Below are 21,151 nucleotides of genomic sequence, written 5' to 3' on the forward strand. Positions count from 1 at the left end.
CCACGCCCAGGAACCCCTGTCCGCGTGAACACGAAGCCTCCATCAAACACAGTGCGGTTCAGGGTGTCGGCTACGCCGCGAAGCGCTGAATCTGACCCACCCCATAACTTCTGGCCACGTGTCGGACCTTACCCATACACTTCAAACTAGAGGGAGATGACGTGATGAAAAGATACCTGACCGTGAACCCCCAGCCACGAGAACGCCCCAACCTCGCTGACCCCAGAGTCCGTGAGCAACGGTTGCAGGCCGCGGAACGCCTCATTCGCAATGAGGAAGCGCGCCGTCGCCAGCGCCGACTGAGTGCTCGCGCGACCTAGACAGATCCGAACGAGAGCCTCCACCCGTTGCGATCGGGTGGAGGTTTTCGTCGTTTGAGACGGTTTTCAAACTTGACGTGTTTCCTGGTCTTGCTCAGGCGATCCCGTTTCGGGAAGTATCACGCACACTGAGACGATGTCCATCGGCGAAAGACGGGACTCTCGCCGATTGCTTGGTCTCAAAGGAGTGAGAAGTCCCACTCCCACTGAGATCCGTCAGCCCGGTCAGATGTGCGGCTGCTGGCCCAGGATGAGCCGCGCCGCGTCGCGGTAGAGGTCGTCGGCGGTGCGACCGGTGGAGAAGTAGTCGCCGATGGCCTGCGTCATGACGGGGAAACGGCGCTGCAGTTCCTCGAGGTCGGGAGCGGCGGGTGCCGCGTCGGGAGTCGGATCTGGGGGAGCCTGCTCCTCGAGCACGTATCCGATGGTGAAGCGCTCACCGGAGAGCACGATGAGCCGGGCGCGCTGAGGCTCGATTCCGCGGTCGACGAGCGTGGCCATCGCGAGCTCGGAGAAGTCGGCGCGTCGCAGTGCCAGACGGGCGCCCGACACCACTCGAGCGCCATCGCGGTGGCGGAGCATCGCCGCGCGCAAAGCGGTGAAGGCGCTCAACAGCCACTGCGCCCAGTTCTCCTCGTCATCCGCTCGGGGAACCGCTCGGATGGCGTCGTCCATGACGGCGTCGGCGAGTGCCCCGAGGAGTTCGGCCTTGCTGCCGATGTGCCAGTAGAGGGTCGGCGCCTGAACGCCGAGTCGCACGGCCAGCGTGCGGAGGCTCAGGGCATCCAGGCCGTCATCGTCGAGGAGGCGCAGCGCCGCATCGATGACCTGCTGACGGTCCAGCGCCACAGCGCCTCACCTCCTTGCAGAATCGCTCTTACGGTGTTAGACATACCCTAACGCTCTAACGGTGTTAGAGCGTTAGGCGATTCCGATTACGACTCCGTCGTCGCGATGTCGCCGCAGCCCCGACATCCCTGAGGAGACCCGCATGAACCCGCTCGCATCGGCAGTTCACGACGCCACGCATCGCGTACCCGGTGTGCCCGAGCACAGCGACCAGCGCGCCGCGCACCGGCCTCATCGAGGCCGAGCCAACACTCCGCACCTGCCGCACGTACAGGACCGGAATGCCCGCCGCCAGTCCCCGCCGCGCGTGCTCGTGGCCTGGCAGAACTGGATCGGCCGCCACCTGGGTGGTTCCGAGCGCGGATAGCCGCTGCGCGCCGAACGCCCTACGCCATCACGGTTTCGGCGTCAGAAGTTCCTGCCGGAGGGTGTCCGTGCGCGAGAGTCGAACACGATCGCGCGGTCCCCTCCATCCCGTTTCGCGGCGTACATCGCTTGATCGGCCGCTCGGATGAGTTGGTCGATCGAGGTTCCGGTATCGTCAGCATCCGTTATCGCGATGCCGACGCTGGCCGTGATGTCGAATTCCGGCGGAAGGCGCCGGAACGGTTCGGCGATGGCTGCTCGAGCGCGGTCTGCCAGGGCGACGGCGTCGGCCGTGTCGGCCACGTGCAACGCGGCGATGAACTCGTCGCCGCCGTAGCGGGCGATCGAGTCTTCCGGACGGAAGACATTGCTCAGCCGTTCGGCGACTTCCTTGAGCACCGCGTCGCCGGTCGCGTGTCCGAGGTTGTCGTTGACGGCCTTGAAGCCGTCGAGGTCGACGAAGAGCACGGCGATCTGCTCGGCGGGGGCACGCTGCGTCTGCTGGACGTTCTCGTCGAACAGGCGCCGATTGGGCAGCCCGGTGACCTCGTCGAGCATCGCCGCCCGTCGCAGGCGCGCCTCCAGACGCAGTCGCACGAGCACCTGCCCGGCGAGTTGTGCCAGCGCCTCCGCTAACGGCACCGCCTGGTCATCGAACGTTCGGGGCTGGTCGAAATAACACGCGAAGGCGCCGAACGGCGTGCCGTCTTCGATGATCGGCGCGCCGATGACCGCGTGCACTCCGGCTCGTCGGAAGATCTCACCCAACCCGATGCCCGGAAGAATGAGGTCAGCCTCGTCGGGGCCCTCTATGGTCACCACATGTCCGAGCTGCACGGTCGTTCTGGCTCGCGGCGGCGCATCCTGCGGCCAGACTGCGGCGAGCATGTTCTCGCCGGCCACCAGCGCATATGAGCCTTCTTCGCCGGTGTGCACGCTGCAGGCGGTCGCGTTGAACGCGCGACGCGCGGTCTCCGACAAGAGCTCGCCGAGCTCCCGTTCCGATCGCGTGTTCGCGAAGGCGACGGATGCGGTGAGCAGCAGTTGCAGCCGCTGGCTCTCACGCAGGCCCAAAGCGCGCGTCTGGTCGCCTACCGCGGCGAGCTCGGGATCGAACGCGACGATCGTGTGCCCGTCGAAGATCCGGACGGCGCGGATGACGATCGAGCTGTGCGTCTCCTGGTAACTGTGCGTCGTCGACGCGAGCCGGAAGCCACCCGGGTTGCCGGTGGCGAGGGCAGCGGCGAGCTCATCATCATCGACCCCGAGCACGTTCGCCAACGGCATCCCGACGAGCGTTCCCGAGTGACGGCTGGCCCAGGCCTCCAGGGCGATGTTCGCCTCGACGATGACGCGAGATCGGTCGATGAGGGCGCGCGGGAATGGCTCCATGAGCGCGACTTCGTCGCGCAGGGCGGTCTTCAACACAGAGACATCTCGTGGCGCATGCCTTGATCGTGACGGGTGGGCACGGAATCGTCAAGTTTGCCGTGGTTCTGCCGCGGCTCAGCGACGTGGGGCGGCCTGCTCGATGATCGCGAGCAGGGCGCTACGGAAGTCGGACTCGCGGCCGATGTCGGGAAAGAGTTCGCTCTCGACCCTTCCCGCTCGCTCCCTCGCCTGCGTTCCGGCTGCCGTCCGCGTGATGACGTGACGGCGGCGGTCGCCCGGGTCGGCTTCGCGCACGACGAGTCCCTCGCGCACCAGGCGGTCGACGGTGCGTGACATCGTCTGCGCCTCCACGCGGGCCGCACGGGCCAGCGCCGCCTGACTGGCCGGTCCGGCGGAGAGCTGGTCGAGCACGATCAGGCCCGCGTGGGTGAGGCCCTGCCGCTCGAGCGCCTCTGCCCACGCCTGTTCGACGCGGCGTGCAGCGGTGGAGAGCAGGCGACCGGTCGGCCAGCGCTCGATCGACTGGTCGTCCGCGTTCACGCCGTCCGCCTCTGCATGCTGACAAATCTAACCCTCGACGGAAGGGCGGCGACGCGGAATGCGCCGCCGCCCTTCATGCACCGCCGGGCGGTGGTTCGACTACTTCGCCAGGAAGGCGAGGATGTCCTGGTCGAGCTGCTCCTGGTAGGCGCCGTAGATGCCGTGCGGGGCCCCGGGGTAGACCTTGAGGGTGCCGTTCTGCACGAGGTCGATCGACTTCTCGGCGGCGGCGGCGATCGGGACGATCTGGTCGTCGTCCCCGTGCGCGAGGAAGATCGGCACGGTCAGTGCCTTGAGGTCCTCGGTGAAGTCGGTCTCCGAGAAGGCCTTCACGCAGTCGTAGGCGCCCTTCAGCCCCACGAGCATGCCCTGGCGCCAGAAGTCGTCGCGAGCGCCCTGCGAGACGGTCGAGCCCTCGCGGTTCGCACCGAAGAACGGAAAGGCGAGGTCCTGGTAGAACTGCGAGCGATCCTTGAGCACGCCCTCGCGGATGCCGTCGAAGGCCTCGATGGGGGTTCCCTCGGGGTTCGCATCCGACTTCACCATGATCGGGGGAACGGCACCGGCCGTCACGATCTTGGCGACGCGGTCACCGCCGTGCTGGGCGGCGTAGCGCACGACCTCGCCGCCTCCCGTCGAGTGTCCGATGAGCACGATGTCGTGCAGGTCGAGCGCCTCGACGAGTTCGGCGAGGTCACGCGCGTACGTGTCCATGTCGTTGCCCTGGAAGGGCTGCGAGCTGCGGCCGTGACCGCGGCGGTCGTGCGCGATGGCGCGGTAGCCGTGCTCGGCGAGCAGCTTCAGCTCCACCTGCCAGGCGTCGGAGCTCAGCGGCCAGCCGTGGCTCAGGATGACCGGCTGCCCGGTGCCCTGGTCGGTGTAGTAGATCTGCGTTCCATCGGATGTGGTGATGTACGGCATGCGTTCTTCCTTTATCTTGTGCGGTGTCGTGCGGGGTGGTGCTGCGGCTCAGCCGAGGTCGGCGATGGCGTCGGTGATGAAGGCGGCCACCTCGGCGGGGTGCGTCTGCATGACGAGGTGCGGTGCGTCGAGCTCGATCACGCGACGCAGGCCGGCGCGGGTGTAGCCGAAGCGCTCGACGTCGGGGTTGATCGTGTGGTCGGCGCTCGAGACGATTCCCCAGGCCGGCTTGGTCTTCCATGCCACGGCGGATGCGCCCTCGCCGAACGCAACGGCCGAGAGCGGGCGCTGCGAGACGGCGAGCACCTTGGCGTCCTCCTCGTCGAGGCCGCCCGCGAAGACCGCGGGGAAGGCATCGACCTTGACGGAGACATCCGTTCCCGGCTCGGCACCCTCGATCGGGTACGGCGCGTAGACGAGGTTGGTGGCGAGGTCGGAGTCGGGGAACCCGCCCTGCAGCGCCCCGAGGCTCTCGCCCTCGTCGAGGGCGTAGGCCGCCACGTAGACCAGGCCGACGACGTTCTCGGCCACGCCGGCGACGGTGATGACCGCGCCGCCGTAGGAGTGTCCGGCGAGGATGACCGGGCCATCGATCTGCTCGACGAACGAGCGGATGTACGCGGAGTCACCCGACAGGCTGCGGTTGAACACGGGCGGCACGCGCACGTCGTGACCCTGTTCGAGCAGCAGCTTCGTGACGGGTGCCCAACTGGCGGCGTCGGCGAACGCTCCGTGGACGAGAACGATCGTGGGGGTGGTGGTCATGCTTTCTCCTTCGGTTGTGTCCTCACCGTAGGCTCGGCCGGTTCGCCCCGTCGTGGCCCTGCTGTTACCACGCAGGATGGTGGCTCGAACGGGGTCACCCTCGCGGCACCCCGCGCGGTCCTCGAACGCGCCGGGATTGGTACCCTGTCCGGATGGGTCGCGCGCGGATGTTCGAGGAGGAGGACCTGCTCGAGCGCGCCACCGACCTGTTCTGGAGCCGCGGCTTCGAGGCGACCTCCGTCGCCGACATCTCGCAGGCATCCGGTGTCGCGAACGGCAGCCTGTATGCGGCGTACGGATCCAAGCTCAACCTGTTCCTGATCGTCTTCGAGCGCTACTGCCGTGCGCGGGTCGCGCTCGTCGAGTCGACGATGGCCGCCTCGACCGACTCGATCGAGCAGGCGGTGCGCGCCTTCTTCGCGGTCATCATCGCGGATTGCGCGTCGCACCAGCCGAGTTGGGGCTGCCTCATGCTCAACAGCGTGGCCGAGATCGGCGCCCGGCATCCCGACGTTCTGAGCATCAGCTCCCGTGCCGTGAGCGACATGGAGACGGCGATCGAACGTCGGTTGGAGCAGGCAGCGGATGCCGGCGAGGCGCCGTCGGCGAGCACGGATCGCGCGGTGCTCGCGGCGCAGATCGTGCTCATCTCGCAGGGCCTCATCCAGCTGAGCCGCATGAACGATTCGCCGGAGCGTCTGGAGGAGATCGCAGCCGCCTCCACCCGGATGCTGCCGCTGGGACGCGGAACTCAGGCCTGAGCGTCCTCGCCACCCGCAGCCGGCGGCTCCGCGTCGATCGAAGCGCGTTTCGGCCGGCCGCCCTTGATGCTGCGGGCCTGCACCTGCGCGGCGATCGCGTCGATGTCCTCGGCCAGCCAGACCACGCCGCGGGCGAGCGGATCGGGCAGCAGTCCCGGCACGCCGCCCGTCTTGCCGGCGTCGTGGTGGGCGAGCCACACGCGCACGGTCGAGGTGGAGACGCCGAAGCGCGCGGCGACGTCGGCGACGGTCAGGAGGGCGGGTCGTTCGGCGGCCATTCTCGGATGCTACCTGTCAAGCCCCTGCTTCGGCGCCCGCGCCGTGCATAGCGTTGAGTATGACCGAAGCCCGCATCCACCACCCGAACCAGTCCGCCGAGTCCGCCGCGCACCTCATCGAGTTGGCACGCGGCATCCCGATCGCCATGCTCACCACGGTGGATGCCGAGGGCAAGCTGGTGAGTCGTCCCATGTCGCCGCGGCAGATCACCGACGACGGCGTGATCTGGATCTTCGCCGAGCGCGATTCACGGGACGCGGCGGAGATCACGGTCAACGCGAACGTGGGTCTCACGCTGGCATCAGGCTCCTCCTATGTGTCCTTCGCGGGAACCGCGCAAATCGTCGATGACCTCGCCAAGGCCCGCGAGCTCTGGGACAGCGTTGTCGAAGCCTGGCTTCCCGACGGTCCCGAGGACCCCAACGCGGTGCTGATCAAGATCACGGCGGAGACGGGGGAGTACTGGGACTCGCCGGGAGGTCGCATCGCGACGGTCATCAGCTTTCTCAAGGCCAAGCTCACCGGAGAGCGGTTCGAAGGTGGCGAGAACGAGACGGTCACCCTCTGAGCACCCCTTTCTGGGTGCCCGCTGTGAGATCGGAATAGCGGTATTTCATCAGGCGTTCTTCTATACGTGGGCATCGCTCGTGAGCGCGGGCGAGACCACATCGGAAGGTAGGAGCACAGTGAGACGTGTGAACGAAGAGGTCGAGCTCGAGAAGGGCGTCGTGACGAAGTACCGTCGTCACGTCAACGGTGGCGGCTTCGTTTCCCCCAAGGCGCGCGTTGACGCGTCGGCGCACATCGCTTCGACGGCGTACGTCGAGCAGGGCGCAACGGTGGCCCGCGATGTCTTCGTGGGCGCCGGAAGCTGGATCGACCGCGACGTGATGCTCGGAGCGCAGGCCTTCGTCGGCGCCAACGTGCACATCGGAGCCGGCTCGACCGTCGGCGATCGGGCGCGGGTGGGAAGCCACACGCGCATCGGAGCAGAGGTGCGCATCGCACCGGGAGTGCATGTGGATCGTGACATCGTCGTGCGTGACGGCGCGGCCGTGCGCGAGCACCTGCGCGCGGACGGAAAGTACGGCAAGGCCGCCTGAGCACCCGCAGGAAACGGGCGGCACCGAGTGCTCGGTGCCGCCCGATGATTTTGCCCGGCGCGAATGGTCCTGCGCCGTGCACGGCGCCGGATAGTGTGAGGCGAACGCGAGGAGCATGCATGGCCGTCATCGACAACGCCGTCTATGTCGACGGGGTGCGCGCCGCCGATCCGGTGACGCTCGCGTCGACCTTCGAGACCAAGGACCAGCTCGGCGGCTTCGCCTGGATCGGCCTGTACCGGCCGACGGATGCGGAGCTGCACGCCGTCGCGACGGAGTTCGAACTGCACGAACTCGCGGTGGAGGATGCCGCGAAGGGCCACCAGCGCGCGAAGCTCGAGCGCTACGGCAACACCCTCTTCGTCGTGCTGCGCCCGGCTCGCTACGACGACGCGACCGAGACGGTGGACTTCGGGGAGCTTCACCTGTTCGTCGGACCCGACTTCGTCGTCAGCATCCGGCACGCGGAGTCTCCCGACCTGCACGCGGTGCGGCTGCGACTGGAGGCCAACCCCGAACTGCTCGCAAAGGGGCCGGAGTCGGTGCTCTACGCGATTCTCGACCAGGTGGTCGACGAGTACGCGCCCGTGGTCGCGGGCCTGCAGAACGACACCGACGAGATCGAGGACCAGATCTTCCAGGGCGACAACGAGGTCACCCGGCGCATCTACGCCCTCATCAGCGAGGTGACCGCCGTTCAGCGCGCCACCCGGCCGCTTCCCGAGATGCTCGACGCACTGCAGGGCGGGAGTGAGAAGTACGGGGTCGACATCGAGTTGCAGCGCCGGTTGCGCGACGTGGCCGACCACAGCATCCGTCTCGTCGAGCATGTTGACGGCTTCAAGCAGCTGCTGCAGAACGCGCTGACCGTGCAGCTCACGCTGGTCGGCCAGCGGCAGAACGACGAGGTCAAGCGCGTGTCCAGCTGGGCTGCGATCCTCTTCACGCCCACCCTCGTCGGCACCATCTACGGCATGAACTTCGACCACATGCCCGAGTTGCACTGGCAGCTCGGATACCCGTTCGCCCTTGCCCTCATGTTCGCCACCGGTCTGGTGCTCTACCTCGTCTTCAAGAAGCGCGGCTGGTTGTAGGCCGGTTCACGGGCCGCGGAGGCCGGTTCCGCGGCCGCTTCTGGCGAAACTCGGGCTGCCTGCGCCGTAATGCGTAGGTATCGACTTAGGGTGTCGGTGTGTGGCGCCTGGAACGTAAGAACGAAGACGAGCATGGGAGCTCGCCGTCGGCCCTGCCCGAATCGCAGGTCACCGCTCCCCACATGCTGAGCACCGGTGACCCCCTCGTGCGACCCGGCAACATCGCCGAGCCGGCCTGGAACCGCTGGCGCGACGAGCTCGCCGCCGTCGGAGGGCGCTCGGCCCTGCTGCATTTCGAGGACAGGCCGCGTACCCGCATCGAGCTCAGCGTCACGCATCCCGGCGGGCTGCCCCAGTTCATCACCGGTAAGACCGTGCTGCTCTCGAGCCTGATCCGCGACGAACTCGCCCTGCGCAACGCTCGGCTGGCGGCCGGAGCGATCACGCAGAAGGGCGTCGAGCTGCGCTCCGTGCGCGGCATCGAGAGCGTGCACCTGGCCATCGGCCTCGCGCAGTGGCGCATCGGCGAAGAGGACTTCCTCGCGCCCGTCCTGCTGCGGCCCCTCGCGATACGCCGCTACGGCCGCGACTTCGAGCTCAAGCTCAAGGGACAGCCCTTCCTGAACCCCGAGCTGGCTCACGCGCTCAAGACCCAGTTCCAGATCTCGCTCGACGCCGACGCGTTCGTCGCGCTCGCCGTCAGCAACGGCGTCTTCAAGCCGCAACCCGTCATCGACCGACTGCGGGGACTGACCTCCCACCTGCCGTGGTTCAGCGTCGCCCCGCGCCTGGTCGTGTCGTCGTTCGCCGACATCGGCCGACGGATGTGCGCCGACGCGTCGAACCTCTCGCATCCGGTGATCGACGCCGTCGCGGGCAACCCCACCTCGCGCGCCCTCATCGAGGGCTCGTACAACCCCGTGCAGGCGAGCAACCAGGACTCGCGTCCGCCCGCCACCGACGTACTGCTGCTCGACGCGGACGCGGAGCAGGAGACGGTGATCGCGCAGATCTCCGCGGGCAACTCGGTCGTCGTGAAGACGCTTCCCGGAACCGGCGGAACGCAGACCATCGTCAACGCGCTCGGAACGCTCGTCGGCCAGCACAAGCGCGTGCTCGTCGTCAGTGCGCGCCGGGCCAGCCTCGACGGCATCGCCCACCGCCTTGCCCAGGTCGGGCTGCCCGGCGTGGCCGTGAGCACCCGCAGCCTGCGCCGCGACCTCATCCAGGGCATCAGCCGCAACGAGAAGGCCACCGCACCCAGCGTGAGCGACGTGGATGACGCCCTCGTGCGACTGCGCAAGGTACTGCTCGACTACCGGCACGCTCTCACGCGCCGCGACCCCGCGCTCGGCGTCTCGGTTCTGGATGCCCTCGGCGAGCTGACGCGCCTGTCGCGTCTCGCGGTGCCCCCTGTCACGACCGCCCGTCTGGAGCACGACTCGCTCGTCGCCCTCGCCCACGACCGGCCCGCGGCAGCCCAGACGCTCATCAAGGCGGCCGCGCTCGGCCAATTCCGCTACGGGCCGGGCGATTCGCCGTGGTACGGAGCGTCGTTCTCGTCGACGCAGGAGGCGAGCACCGCCCACGAATTGGCGAAGCGGCTCAACACCATCGAGCTGCCCCGGCTCATCGAGCGCGCCAACGCCCTCATCGGCCAGACGCGACTGCGCCCGTTCGAGTCCATCGCCGAACTCGGCATCTACCTGCGCCTGCTGCTCGACATCCGCGAGACCCTCGACAAGTTCCAGCCGGCCGTCTACGACCGCTCGCTCGTCGAGCTCATCGCGGCCACCTCGCAGCGCCGCGACACCCCGGAGATGTCGGGCGCGAACCGCCGTCGACTGCGCAAGCTCGCCGCCGAGTACCTGCGCCCGGGCGTGCACGTGACCGACATGAACGACGCGCTGCGCCGCATCCAGCAGCAGCGCACGCTGTGGCAGCGGTATGTCGTCGCCGGTTCGACACCGCAGGTTCCCGTCGGCATCGCCGACGTGCAGGTCGCCTACCAGCGCGTCACCGAAGACCTCGGCCGACTGGATGCGCCGCTCGGGGTCTCGGGAACGGCCCGTCAGCTCGCCGCCCGACCCATCCGCGAGCTGATCTACACGATGTCGGGCCTCGCCGCCGAGTCCGAGGTGCTCGCCAACCTGCAGGAGCGCACCGCCTTGCTCGCCCGCCTGCGCGACCTCGGCCTCGACCCGCTGCTGACCGACCTGTCGCGCCGTCACATTCCCGAGGAGGGCGTCTCGAACGAGCTCGAGCTCGCCTGGTGGCAGTCGGCCCTCGAACTGCTGCTCGCCGGCGACAAGGCCCTGCTCGGGGCCAACACCGCCGTGCTCGACCGGCTCGAGGCCGACTTCACCCTCGTCGACGAGGCGCACGCCTCGGCCTCCGCCGGCATCCTCGGCGCGCTGCTGGCCGAGACGTGGAAGATCGGCGTGGTCGACTGGCCCGAGGAGGCCGACCTGCTGCGGCGGTTGCTGCGCGCGGACCGGGTCAGCCCGAAGGTGCTGCAGGCGCGCGCCCCGCACCTCTCGAAGGTGCTCGCGCCCGTCTGGCTCGCCTCGCCCTACGACGTGGCCGACATCACCGACGAGATCGTCTTCGACACGGTCATGCTCGTGGATGCCGGTGCCACCAGCTTCGCCGAGAACCTCGGCGCCATCCGCCGCGGCAAGCAGGTGGTCGCCTTCGGCGATCCCGTGACGCAGACGCCCTCGCAGTTCGACATCGGCGTGTTCGACGCAAGCGAGACGGTGCCCGCCGAGGCGGCCTCTCCGAGCGTGGACGCGCTGCACGCGGATTCCGCGTTGGCACGGCTCGGCGAGATCCTGCCGACCCTCACCCTCACCCGCAGCTATCGCGCCGGGGGAGAGGACCTCGCCGAACTCGTCAACCGCCGGTTCTACGGCGGGCGCATCGAGGCCCTGCCGTGGGCGGGCAGCTTCCTCGGCCATGGCAGCCTCAACCTGCACTACGTTGTCGGGCACGGCATGCCCGACAACGACAGCGGTGCCGTCGAGAGCGTCGACGCCGAGGTCGCGAAGGTCGTCGAGCTCGTCATGGAGCACGCCGTGAAGCGACCGCGCGAGTCCCTCATGGTGATCACCGCGAGCGCCCGGCACGCCGTGCGCGTGCACCAGTCGGTGCTCGCTGCCTTCGCCAAGCGCACCGACCTCTCGAGCTTCATCCTCAACGACACAGCGGAACCCTTCACCGTCCTCACCCTCGAGCAGGCCACCGCTCAGAGCCGCGACCGGGTGATCTTCTCCATCGGCTACGGCCGCACGCCGCACGGCCGCGTGCTCTCCAACTTCGGCGCCCTCGGCGAGCCGGGCGGCGATCGCCTGCTCGCCGTCGGCATGACGCGGGCTCGGCGGGCGATGGACATCGTCTCGTGCTTCCGTCCCGAGGAGATCGACGAGGAACGTCGCCGCCACGGCATCCTCGCCCTCGCCAACGTTCTCGAGCACATCGACGTCCGCCAGAACGAGGAACGCGCCGTCGGAACGGGCGACGCCATGCTCGTCGACCTCGCCGCCCGCCTGCGTGCACGCGGCCTGCGCGTCGAGCTCGGTCATCGCGGCAAGCTCGCCGTGGCCGTCGCACACGCCGGCAAGGCGCTCGTCATCGAGACGGATGCGGTGGTCGGCAGTCGCAGCCTGCGCGAGTCGCTGCGTCTGCGCCCCGACGTGCTGCGCCGCCTCGGCTGGCACTACCTGCGGGTGCACTCCTTCGAGCTGTTCAGCGATCCGGAGGCCGTCGCCGCGCGTGTCGCCGCCCTGCTCGGCGTGAAGGCGTCATCGCCCGAGACGCTCGAGACCGCACCGCTCGACCTGCCGCCGCGTCGCGCAGCCGGCTGACGCGTACGCTGGAGCACGTGGTCGGCGAAGAGTCCCCGCGCGCGCAGCGCGTGGAACGGCAGCGGGGAGCGCGGCGCGCCAAGCTCACCCCCGTGCCCGGAACCGACACGTCGCCGGAGGCGCCCCCGGCTCCGGAGGGCGGCGTGGCGGCATCCGGCAGCTCGGGGCCGAATGACGACCGGCTGCGGCGGGAACGGCCGCCGCACTGGTGAAGCCCCGTCGTGCTGCCTGCGCGCTGAGCCTCAGTCGCGCTGGCGCGCCTGCACCGCGAGCAGGTCGCGGATCTCGGTGAGACGGTCCAGTTCCGTGGCCGCGGCGGCCGAAGGCTCCACGCCGGCACGACGGCGACGCTCCTGCGCGGCCTTCAGCGTGTTGATGGGCAGCACGAACACGAAGTAGACGACTGTTGCCACGATGAGGAACGTGATGATCGCCCCGAGCACGGCGCCGTAGCCGATCTCGGCCTTGGTGCCCGGGATGGTCCAGGTCAGCGAGTTCAGGCTGTCGGACTGGAAGATGGCGCCGATCAGCGGATTGAAGATGTTCGTGACGATCGAGTTCACCACGGCGGTGAACGCCGCTCCGATCACGACAGCCACAGCCAGGTCGATCACGTTGCCACGGATGATGAAGTCGCGGAAGCCTTTGAGCACGCTTTCCCCCCTCGGGGTCGAGAACACCGTCACGTCGACGTTAGGAGGCGGAGGAGCCGGCTGTCGAGGACGCCGAAGACGAGGATCCCGAAGAAGACGATCCGGACGAAGAGGATCCGGACGACGAGGACCCCGACGAGGACTTCGCGTCGGACGACTTCCCGGAGGACGTCGACTCACTGGAACCGGTGACACTGCCGGCGCCGCCCGATGAGGACCCCGCGCGCGAGTCGGTGCGGTAGAAGCCCGATCCGTTGAAGGTGACGCCGATGGCGCTGAACACCTTGCGCAGCTTTCCGCCGCACACCTCGCAGATGCTCAGGGAGTCATCCGAGAACGACTGCACGATGTCGAAGGCGTTGTCGCACGCGGTGCAACGGTAGGAGTAGGTGGGCACAGGGTCTCCGAGACGATCAGAACGAGAGGATTCGCGTCGGTGTGACGACACCGTTGACGGGCGCATCGTGTCGCTCGCGGGGAACCTCGTCGATCACCTCCGCGTCGAACACGACCGCATACACCGGGGGACATCTTTCCATTGATCCGAGGGTCTTGTCGAAATAGCCCCGTCCCCAGCCCATGCGCATACCGGTGCCGTCGACGGCGGATGCGGGAACGACGATGAGGTCGACATCGTTGATGGCGATGGGCCCGAGCAGTTCGCCGACGGCCTCGGGAAGCCCGTAGATGCCCTCGGTCTCGACGTTCTCCTCGCCGACGGTCCAGTCCAGCAGCCCGTCATCGCGCGAGATGGGGAACAGCACCCGGATGCCCTGGCTCTCCGCCCAGTTGATGAACGGGCGGGTGTTCGGCTCCTGGGGGGTCGAGAGATAGCAAGCCACCGACCGTGCGGAGAGGTCGAGGCCGACCGCCTGCAGGTTCTCGGTGATGCCCGCCGTCGCGGCATCCCGCTCGTGCGCGCTCATGTTCTGTCGTCGTTCGCGAATCTCGGCGCGCAGTGCGCGCTTGGTGGTGACGGCGTCGGACGACATGCGCTCATTGTAAAGGCGTCATCTGCTCGACATATGTTGCCGCTACGGTGGGGGGCATGACTCATCGCATCACGAAGGCCGTCATACCTGCTGCGGGACTCGGCACCCGCTTCCTTCCGGCAACGAAGGCGATGCCCAAGGAGATGCTCCCGGTGGTCGACAAGCCGGCCATCCAGTACGTCGTCGAGGAGGCCGTCTCGGCCGGGCTCGAAGACGTTCTCATGATCATCGGCCGCAACAAGAACGCGCTGGCCAATCACTTCGACCAGGTTCCCGAGTTGGAGCTCAACCTGGAGAAGAAGGGCGATCTCGACCGGCTCGAGCGCACCAAGTTCCCGAGCGACCTGGCCGACATCCACTTCCTGCGCCAGGGCGACCCCAAGGGACTGGGGCACGCCGTGCTGCGCGCCAAGAAGCACGTCGACGGCGTGCCATTCGCCGTGCTGCTCGGTGACGACATCATCCACCCCGACGAGCCCCTGCTCGACCGCATGCTCGACGAGCAGGAGAAGCGGGACGCGACCATCATCGCGCTGCTCGAGGTCGACCCGTCGCAGATCCACCTCTACGGTGCCGCCGCGGTCGAGGCGACCGAGACCGACGACGTCGTGCGCGTCACCGGCCTCGTCGAGAAGCCGTCGAAGGAGGACGCACCGTCGAACCTCGCCATCATCGGCCGGTACGTGCTGAAGTCCGACGTGTTCGAGGTTCTCGAGCGCACCGAGCCCGGCAAGGGCGGCGAGATCCAGCTGACCGATGCCCTTCAGGAGATGGCGGCGCATCCCGAGGTGAGCGGCGGCGTGTACGGCGTGATCTTCCGTGGGCGACGCTTCGACACCGGAGACCGCCTCGACTACATCAAGGCCATCGTGCAGCTGGCCGTCGAGCGCGAAGACCTCGGACCCGAGCTGCGGCCCTGGTTGCGCGACTTCGCGGGCGATCTCGACTAGGGTTCCTGCGTGGCCACAACCGTTCCCACGCTCCGCGAAGGCGCCATCACCATTCGGCCCATCCGGCTGCGGGATGCGCGAACGCTCGAGCGGGAACTCATGGAGAACCGGCGTTGGTTGCGCCAGTGGGAGGCGACCAGCCCGCACAGCTTCGCGAACTTCGACATGCGCGCGAGCGTGCGCGGCCTGCTCGCCCACGCCCGCGCCGGCACCGGCCTGCCCTTCGTCGTCGAGGTCGACGGCGAGATCGCCGGGCAGCTGAACGTCTCGAGCATCACGGGCGGCTCCCTGGCCTCGGCGAGTATCGGCTACTGGGTCGCCGAGCGGTTCGCGGGGCGCTCCGCGACCCCCACCGCCGTCGCCCTCGCCACCGACTACTGCTTCTACCACCTCGGCCTTCACCGCATGGAGATCTGCATCCGCCCCGAGAACGGCCCGTCGCTGCGCGTGGTCGAGAAGCTCGGCTTCCGCTACGAGGGGCTGCGGCGCCGGTTCATCCACATCAACGGGGACTGGCGCGACCACTATTCCTTCGCCCTCGTCGGGGAAGAGCTGGAGCAGGGCGTGCTGCGCCGTTGGCTCGACGGCGCGGTGCCACCGGATGCCGCGAGCGTTCCCCCCGCGGATCGGGAAGCGGCGGGACATCCGTTGCGTGTCGTGCAACGCTTCTAATGCACGGACCCCTACCGTGTAACCATGGGTGACGCGCTCGGGGGCGGTGTGATGGTGGCGGTCGCCGCTGCCCTCTGGATCGCCTACCTCGTGCCCAGTTGGCTGCACCGTCGCCAGTACGTCGCCATGGAACGCAACGCCGTGCGCATGCAGCAGGTGATGCGGGTGCTCGCCGAGACGGCCGAGACCCCCGAACACGTACGCGTGGAGGCGACCGCCCGCGCCGTCGCCGCGCAGGAGCGCGTGCTGCGCGAGCGCGAGGCCGCCGAACGGGCGCGCGAGAAGGCCGAACTCGAGATCGCGATGGCCGAGCGCCGTGCGACGGAGCGGGCCGCCGCAGACGCCATCCGAGCAGCGAAGGCGGCTGCGGATGCCGGCCGCTCGCGTCGGCGGATCGTGCGCCGCGCTCGCGCCATCACGTCGCTCTTCCTGCTCACCGCCCTGGGCGCCCTCGTCGTCGGCGTCGTGGTGGCAATCGCGGGCTCCGGCTTCACCGTCGCCATCGCGGGTGCCGCCGGCGTGTTCGCCGGACTGTTCGTACTGTCATCGCTGGCGCGCGCTGGACGCTCGGTGGCCATCGGCCAGCGCCCGGCCGCCACCGCCGCGCCCGTTGCCGTGTTCGAACCGGTCGAGTGGGCCGAAGAGGAACGCCCGGCCACGGTGGCATGGACGCCGCAGCCGTTGCCGAAGCCCCTGTCGCAATCCCCCGGCACGGCCGCTGCCGCCGCCATGGACTCCGCCGAGCAGGCAGAGGCGCTGCGCCGCGCTGCCGTGCTCGCTGCGATGTCGCAGAAGGCGGCCGAGATCAACGAGCCCGTCGTGCGCCGGCTCGCGCCCGCGCGGGTCGAGCCCGCCGCATCCGTCGCCGATCCCCGCTTCGCACGCATGGGCTTCGTCGACGGCGCAGAGCCGGGCATGACCGACCTCGACGCCGTGCTGCGCCGCCGCCGAGCGGGCTGAACGCTAGGCGCTCGGCAGGGCCTGCTCGATCACCTCGATGATCGCCGGGTCATCGGGCTCCACGCGCGAACGGAAGCGGTGCACGGCTCCATCGGGCGTCACGACGAACTTCTCGAAGTTCCACTTGACCTTGCCGGCCTTCCCCTCCGTGTCGGGGGTCTTCGTGAGCTCGGCGTAGAGCGGATGCTGTGAGCGCCCGTTCACGCGGATGCGGTCGAACATCGGGAAGGTCACGCCCCACGTGGTGGAGCAGTACTCCTTGATGGCTTCGTCGCTCCCGAGCTCCTGCAGGAACTGGTTGCTCGGGAAGCCCAGCACGGTGAAGCCGCGGTCGGCGTACTGCTTCTGCAGTTCCTCGAGCTTCTCGTACTGGGGGGCCAGGCCGCAGCGGGACGCCACGTTGACGATGAGCTTGACCTTGTCGCCGTACTCGGAGAGCGTGGTCTGCGTGCCATCGATGGTCGTCACGGGAATCTCGTTGAGCGAAGTCATACCTGATTAAAGCCGGGCATCGCCGGAATAAGTCCCCGACGGGCCGAATCCGTTGGCGGGGCCGCGTGAGGCCCGCCCGCCGGATGGCGTTCGCGTCAGCCGGCTGTCACGAGCGCCGTCCGCAGGATGATAGGCTCTTTTTCGCTCGGGCCCATGGCGCAGTTGGTAGCGCGTCTCGTTCGCAATGAGAAGGTCGGGGGTTCGAATCCCCCTGGGTCCACCGATGCGAATGCCCCGTTCAGCGGGGCATTCGCCGTATTCAACCCTCGTCACGCGCCCAGCGGTGGATGCTCCAGCAGGCTCACGTGGTCATCGAGGTAGGCCCTCAGCTCGACACCGTCGCCGGATGCGTCGCCCTTCCACCGCACGAACACCTCGTCGCCGCGCGCGAACAGCACACCGTCCCCCGAGCGCAGTGCCGTTGCGTCGACGGCGACCGGCTCTGCCGCGAAGTTGACCGTCTCACCCGCCGGATACCGGCCCCGAAAGGCGGCCTCCCGCTCCTGACGCCTGGCCTCGGCCGAGAGGGACTGGTACGCCGGGCGGCTGGGAGGCGCCGAGCGCGTCACCGACCCGGTCGCCGACGCGTCGCCCTCGGCGGAGAGCAGCAGCACTCCAAGACGCCAGACCCGCCCGAGCGGCTCCATGCGCGCGGGTCGCTGTACGAGCAGCACGCGATGCGGCGCGACGTAGCGTGCGAGCGCCTCGTCACGCGCGCCGGCCTGCCGGAGCCGGGCCGCGGCATCCTGCAGCGCACGACGCACCGAGTTCTCGAGTGCATCGTCGGCCGTCGGCTCGTTCACCCGCTTCTCCCGTCGTGCGTTCCTCCTCCTCACGATATTCGGCCGTCGCCCGGTCATGGGAGCATTGAGCAATGACGTCACCCTCGTTCCCGTTCGTTGCGGAGATCGAGGTGATGGACTTCGTGGGGCGTACCAGTTTCGCCCGCGGCCGGAGTTACTTCACCGGCAGCGCCGTGAGCGACCTGACCTGGGATGACGGCGCCGAACGCCTGCGCGCGCGGGTGCAGGGCGCCGAGCCGCTGCCCTACGTCTGCAGCGTCGACGTCGAGACGGATGTGCGGGGGCGCACCGGCATCGTCGGCAGCTCGTGTTCCTGCCCTATCGGGTGGGCGTGCAAGCACGCCGCAGCCGTGCTGCTGGCCGGCAACGCCCGCCACACGGCGCAGGGCGCCGCCCAGACGGCGGAGGGCTGGCGCCGCGACCTCGCCGCGCTGCGCGGCGGGTCCCCGGCCCTCGGCGCACCGCGGCTCGCGGCCAAGCTCCTCGGCCTGCAGTTCGAGGCCCGCGGGCGGTCGGGGCGCGCGTCCAATCGCTGGGCGCCCGTGAAGGAGACGACCGCGCTGCCCGGCACGCCCGTCGAGCGCATCGCCATGCGACCGGTCACCCGCGGCGCTCGCGGCGGCTGGATCAAGGGCAACCTCACCTGGAACAACATCGGCTACCAGCTGCACGCCGGGTTCGACCAGGCTTCGGTGCGCTGGTTCGGAACGTTCGCCCTCCTGCACAACGCCCGTCAGTCGGGGTACATCAGTTACGGCGCCGACTGGCTGAGCCTCGACGACTACGAGAGCGAGATGATGTGGTCGCTGCTCGCCGACGCCCAGCGCCTCGGCATCCCGCTCGTAGGTTCCGGCGGCGCCCCGCGCGTACGCGTGGCGGAGCGGGCATCCGTCGACCTCGATGCGACCGCGACGGCCGAGGAGCTGGTGCTGACCCCGACGGTGAGCATCGGCGACGAGGCCCGCAGCATCGAGACCGCTGGACCCATCGGAGACCACGGACTGTACGTCGTCGACTTCGAACGCGGTGAGCTCGTGCTCGGCGCCGTCGGCAGCCCGCTCACCTCCGAGCAGCGCAGCCTGTTGCGCGAGCCCCGACGGATGCGGGTGCCGGCCGCCGAGGTGCCCGAGTTCCTCGAGGGCTACTATCCGACGCTCGCGCGCGCCGTCGCCGTCACGAGCGGAGACCGCAGCTTCGAGCCGCCCCCGGTCGCGCCCCCGCAGCTGGTGCTCACGGCGGCGTATGAGCCCGAGACGGTGTTGCGGCTGCAGTGGAACGATGCCGAGCTCACCACGATCGACGACCTGAGGGCCGTGCTCGCCGAGGTCGCCCAGGTGGTCGGCTCCCTTCCGGCCGACGCGGTGCTCACGGGGGTGGCCGCGGCGGAGTTCACCACCACCACGCTGCCGCGCCTTCGCGCGATGGAGCGGGTGCGCGTCGAGGTCTCGGGCACCGCCCCCGACTACCGCGAACTCCTCGAGCCGCCCAAGCTCTCGGTGACCACCGTCGACAGCACCGACAACGACTGGTTCGACCTCGGCGTGCTGGTCACGGTCGAGGGCCGCACGATTCCCTTCGGGCCGCTGTTCTCGGCCCTCAGCAAGGGAGCGGGCAAGCTTCTGCTCATCGACAACACCTACCTGTCGCTCGACCAGCCGGTGTTCGCGCCGCTGCGCGCCCTCATCCAGGAGGCCGGGGGACTGCACGAGTGGGAGACCGGTGAGTTGCGCATCAGCCGCTACCAGACCGATCTCTGGGACGAGTTCGCCGAACTCGCCGACGAGGTCGAGACGGCGCAGAGCTGGACGCAAACGGTGGCCGGACTGTCCCAGTCGGTCGGTGTGGAGCCGGTTCCCCTGCCGGCCGGTTTCACGGCGACCCTGCGTCCCTACCAGCTGGAGGGCTACCACTGGCTCGCGTTCCTGTACGCACAGCGTCTGGGCGGCATCCTCGCCGATGACATGGGGCTCGGGAAGACGGCGCAGACCCTCGCGCTGATCAGCCATGCGCAGGAGCAGGGGCACGGACCCTTCCTCGTGATCGCTCCGACCTCGCTCGTTTCGAACTGGGCGGCCGAGGCCGCCAAGTTCACCCCCGGGCTGCGGGTGGCCACGGTGACGGCGACCGCCGGCAAGCGGGGCGAGGCGCTCGCCGACATCGCCGCGCGCTCGGATGTGGTGGTCGCGACGTACGCGATCCTGCGGCTGGACAGCGAGGAGTTCGCCGGTTCCCAGTGGGCCGGCCTCGTGCTCGACGAGGCCCAGTTCGCTAAGAACCCGCAGTCGCGGGTGAACCAGGCCGCTCGCGGCATCCACGCCGACTTCCGCCTCGCGGTGACGGGAACGCCGATCGAGAACAACCTCGGTGAGCTGTGGGCCCTCTTCCGCATCGTGGCGCCCGGGCTCTTCCCGTCGGCTCGGCGCTTCGCAGAGGAGTACCGCCGACCGATTGAGAACGAGAAGAATGCCGAGCGCCTCGCCCGGCTGCGCCGGCGCATCCGTCCGCTGATGCTGCGCCGCACCAAGGACAGGGTCGCGTCCGAGCTACCGCCCAAGCAGGAGCAGGTGCTCTCGGTTGAGCTCGAACCGCGCCATCGACGCATCTACGACATGTACCTGCAGCGCGAGCGGCAGAAGCTGCTCGGTCTGGTCGACGACCTCGACCGCAACCGGTTCATCGTCTTCCGCTCGCTGACCCTGCTGCGCATGCTCTCGCTCGATGCCGCGCTCATCGACGAGGAACAGTACGGCACGGTGCCATCGAGCAAGCTCGACGCCCTGTTCGAGCAGCTCGACGATGTGCTCGCCGAGGGCCACCGGGCGCTCGTGTTCAGCCAGTTCACCTCGTTCCTCAAGCGCGCGGCTGCGCGGTTCGACGCCGCCGGCATCCCGTACGCGTACCTCGACGGCAGCACCCGTAACCGGGGCGAGGTCATCGAGCGCTTTCGGGGTGGAGAGGCGCCGGTCTTCCTCATCAGCCTCAAGGCCGGCGGATTCGGCCTGAACCTCACCGAGGCCGACTACGTCTTCCTGCTCGACCCATGGTGGAACCCGGCGAGCGAGGCGCAGGCAGTGGACCGGGCGCACCGCATCGGCCAGGCCAAGAACGTGATGGTATACCGCATGGTGGCCTCCGGCACCATCGAGGAGAAGGTGATGGCGCTCAAGGCGCGCAAGGCCGAACTCGTGAACTCGGTGATGGACGATGACGCGATCTTCAGCGAGGCGCTGAGCGCCGACGACATCCGGGGCCTGCTGGAGTAGCGTCCGCCTCGGGTAGCCCTCGAGCCCGCAGCTTTTGCGGGTGTAGGAGGCCGAGCACTGGCAATTCGTGCGGGTTCGGTGCTCGGCTCCCCGCGGGACATAGCGGCGGG

Annotated in this window: 22 protein-coding genes and 1 tRNA gene; 12 read left to right on the plus strand and 11 right to left on the minus strand. The window is 68.9% G+C overall.

Annotated elements, in window-relative coordinates; genetic code table 11:
• Nucleotides 1-545 precede the first annotated feature (545 nt).
• On the minus strand, nt 546-1,169 hold the full coding sequence (locus tag WDJ51_RS10045; RefSeq protein WP_337852320.1) for a TetR family transcriptional regulator: 624 nt from the start codon (nt 1,167-1,169) through the stop codon (nt 546-548).
• 142 nt (nt 1,170-1,311) lie between these two features.
• On the opposite strand from WDJ51_RS10045, the gene WDJ51_RS10050 reads away from it, so the two are divergent.
• On the plus strand, nt 1,312-1,536 hold the full coding sequence (locus WDJ51_RS10050) for a hypothetical protein (protein ID WP_337852321.1): 225 nt from the start codon (nt 1,312-1,314) through the stop codon (nt 1,534-1,536).
• A gap of 41 nt (nt 1,537-1,577) precedes the next feature.
• On the opposite strand, the gene WDJ51_RS10055 is transcribed toward WDJ51_RS10050, so the two are convergent.
• The 4 genes from WDJ51_RS10055 to WDJ51_RS10070 form a co-directional block, all read right to left on the minus strand.
• The gene (locus tag WDJ51_RS10055) at nt 1,578-2,963 is read right to left on the minus strand and encodes a GGDEF domain-containing protein (RefSeq protein WP_337852322.1); all 1,386 of its coding nucleotides are present in this window, start codon (nt 2,961-2,963) and stop codon (nt 1,578-1,580) included.
• A 78-nt stretch (nt 2,964-3,041) separates the two neighbouring features.
• Nucleotides 3,042-3,467, minus strand: a complete 426-nt coding sequence (locus tag WDJ51_RS10060; RefSeq protein ID WP_337852323.1) for a MarR family winged helix-turn-helix transcriptional regulator — start codon at nt 3,465-3,467, stop codon at nt 3,042-3,044.
• A gap of 99 nt (nt 3,468-3,566) precedes the next feature.
• Nucleotides 3,567-4,388 carry an alpha/beta fold hydrolase gene (locus WDJ51_RS10065; RefSeq protein WP_337852324.1) on the minus strand — a complete coding sequence of 274 codons (822 nt, stop codon included), beginning with the start codon at nt 4,386-4,388 and terminating at the stop codon, nt 3,567-3,569.
• Between the two features lie 48 nt (nt 4,389-4,436).
• Entirely contained in the window at nt 4,437-5,153 is a 717-nt protein-coding gene (locus WDJ51_RS10070; RefSeq protein ID WP_337852325.1) for an alpha/beta fold hydrolase, read from the minus strand.
• 152 nt (nt 5,154-5,305) lie between these two features.
• On the opposite strand from WDJ51_RS10070, the gene WDJ51_RS10075 reads away from it, so the two are divergent.
• Entirely contained in the window at nt 5,306-5,914 is a 609-nt protein-coding gene (locus WDJ51_RS10075; protein WP_337852326.1) for a TetR/AcrR family transcriptional regulator, read from the plus strand.
• Here WDJ51_RS10075 and WDJ51_RS10080 read toward each other — a convergent pair.
• Nucleotides 5,905-6,192 (minus strand): helix-turn-helix transcriptional regulator, encoded by a 288-nt coding sequence (locus tag WDJ51_RS10080; protein ID WP_337852327.1) that lies wholly within the window; start codon nt 6,190-6,192, stop codon nt 5,905-5,907. The genes WDJ51_RS10075 and WDJ51_RS10080 overlap by 10 nt on opposite strands.
• A gap of 59 nt (nt 6,193-6,251) precedes the next feature.
• Here WDJ51_RS10080 and WDJ51_RS10085 point away from each other — a divergent pair, with 59 nt between their 5' ends.
• The 5 genes from WDJ51_RS10085 (at nt 6,252) to WDJ51_RS10105 (ending at nt 12,468) form a co-directional block, all read left to right on the plus strand.
• Entirely contained in the window at nt 6,252-6,761 is a 510-nt protein-coding gene (locus tag WDJ51_RS10085; protein WP_337852328.1) for a pyridoxamine 5'-phosphate oxidase family protein, read from the plus strand.
• A gap of 118 nt (nt 6,762-6,879) precedes the next feature.
• Nucleotides 6,880-7,296 (plus strand): transferase, encoded by a 417-nt coding sequence (locus tag WDJ51_RS10090; protein WP_337852329.1) that lies wholly within the window; start codon nt 6,880-6,882, stop codon nt 7,294-7,296.
• Nucleotides 7,297-7,415: 119 nt separating this feature from the next.
• Nucleotides 7,416-8,390, plus strand: a complete 975-nt coding sequence (gene corA / locus WDJ51_RS10095; RefSeq protein WP_337852330.1) for a magnesium/cobalt transporter CorA — start codon at nt 7,416-7,418, stop codon at nt 8,388-8,390.
• Between the two features lie 98 nt (nt 8,391-8,488).
• Entirely contained in the window at nt 8,489-12,256 is a 3,768-nt protein-coding gene (locus WDJ51_RS10100; RefSeq protein ID WP_443218482.1) for an AAA family ATPase, read from the plus strand.
• Nucleotides 12,257-12,273: 17 nt separating this feature from the next.
• Nucleotides 12,274-12,468 (plus strand): hypothetical protein, encoded by a 195-nt coding sequence (locus WDJ51_RS10105; RefSeq protein WP_337852332.1) that lies wholly within the window; start codon nt 12,274-12,276, stop codon nt 12,466-12,468.
• A 30-nt stretch (nt 12,469-12,498) separates the two neighbouring features.
• On the opposite strand, the gene mscL is transcribed toward WDJ51_RS10105, so the two are convergent.
• Genes mscL through WDJ51_RS10120 form a run of 3 tightly spaced genes read right to left on the minus strand, consistent with a single transcriptional unit; the run spans nt 12,499 to nt 13,901 of the window.
• Entirely contained in the window at nt 12,499-12,909 is a 411-nt protein-coding gene (gene mscL / locus WDJ51_RS10110; protein ID WP_337852333.1) for a large conductance mechanosensitive channel protein MscL, read from the minus strand.
• Nucleotides 12,910-12,949: 40 nt separating this feature from the next.
• The gene (locus WDJ51_RS10115) at nt 12,950-13,306 is read right to left on the minus strand and encodes an FmdB family zinc ribbon protein (RefSeq protein WP_337852334.1); all 357 of its coding nucleotides are present in this window, start codon (nt 13,304-13,306) and stop codon (nt 12,950-12,952) included.
• A 16-nt stretch (nt 13,307-13,322) separates the two neighbouring features.
• A complete protein-coding gene (locus WDJ51_RS10120; RefSeq protein WP_337852335.1) occupies nt 13,323-13,901 on the minus strand; it encodes a 5-formyltetrahydrofolate cyclo-ligase in 579 nt (192 codons plus the stop codon).
• A 56-nt stretch (nt 13,902-13,957) separates the two neighbouring features.
• Here WDJ51_RS10120 and WDJ51_RS10125 point away from each other — a divergent pair, with 56 nt between their 5' ends.
• The 3 genes from WDJ51_RS10125 to WDJ51_RS10135 are packed head-to-tail and all read left to right on the plus strand — an operon-like array spanning nt 13,958 to nt 16,483.
• Complete coding sequence (locus tag WDJ51_RS10125) at nt 13,958-14,851, plus strand: UTP--glucose-1-phosphate uridylyltransferase (protein ID WP_337852336.1); 894 nt, start codon at nt 13,958-13,960, stop codon at nt 14,849-14,851.
• Nucleotides 14,852-14,860: 9 nt separating this feature from the next.
• Nucleotides 14,861-15,523 carry a GNAT family N-acetyltransferase gene (locus tag WDJ51_RS10130; RefSeq protein ID WP_337852337.1) on the plus strand — a complete coding sequence of 221 codons (663 nt, stop codon included), beginning with the start codon at nt 14,861-14,863 and terminating at the stop codon, nt 15,521-15,523.
• Between the two features lie 24 nt (nt 15,524-15,547).
• Nucleotides 15,548-16,483 carry a hypothetical protein gene (locus WDJ51_RS10135; protein WP_337852338.1) on the plus strand — a complete coding sequence of 312 codons (936 nt, stop codon included), beginning with the start codon at nt 15,548-15,550 and terminating at the stop codon, nt 16,481-16,483.
• Between the two features lie 3 nt (nt 16,484-16,486).
• On the opposite strand, the gene WDJ51_RS10140 is transcribed toward WDJ51_RS10135, so the two are convergent.
• Nucleotides 16,487-16,975 carry a glutathione peroxidase gene (locus WDJ51_RS10140; RefSeq protein ID WP_337852339.1) on the minus strand — a complete coding sequence of 163 codons (489 nt, stop codon included), beginning with the start codon at nt 16,973-16,975 and terminating at the stop codon, nt 16,487-16,489.
• Between the two features lie 147 nt (nt 16,976-17,122).
• On the opposite strand from WDJ51_RS10140, the gene WDJ51_RS10145 reads away from it, so the two are divergent.
• Nucleotides 17,123-17,195: transfer RNA gene (locus WDJ51_RS10145), tRNA-Ala, on the plus strand.
• A 49-nt stretch (nt 17,196-17,244) separates the two neighbouring features.
• Here the strand turns inward: WDJ51_RS10145 and WDJ51_RS10150 are convergent.
• A complete protein-coding gene (locus WDJ51_RS10150) occupies nt 17,245-17,778 on the minus strand; it encodes a hypothetical protein (RefSeq protein WP_337852340.1) in 534 nt (177 codons plus the stop codon).
• Between the two features lie 71 nt (nt 17,779-17,849).
• On the opposite strand from WDJ51_RS10150, the gene WDJ51_RS10155 reads away from it, so the two are divergent.
• Nucleotides 17,850-21,041, plus strand: coding sequence for a DEAD/DEAH box helicase (locus tag WDJ51_RS10155; RefSeq protein ID WP_337852341.1), 3,192 nt, complete (start codon nt 17,850-17,852; stop codon nt 21,039-21,041).
• Nucleotides 21,042-21,151: the final 110 nt, after the last annotated feature.

Origin of the sequence: Rathayibacter sp. YIM 133350, from assembly GCF_037404875.1 — a bacterium.
In the GTDB taxonomy this organism is placed as follows: domain Bacteria; phylum Actinomycetota; class Actinomycetes; order Actinomycetales; family Microbacteriaceae; genus Orlajensenia.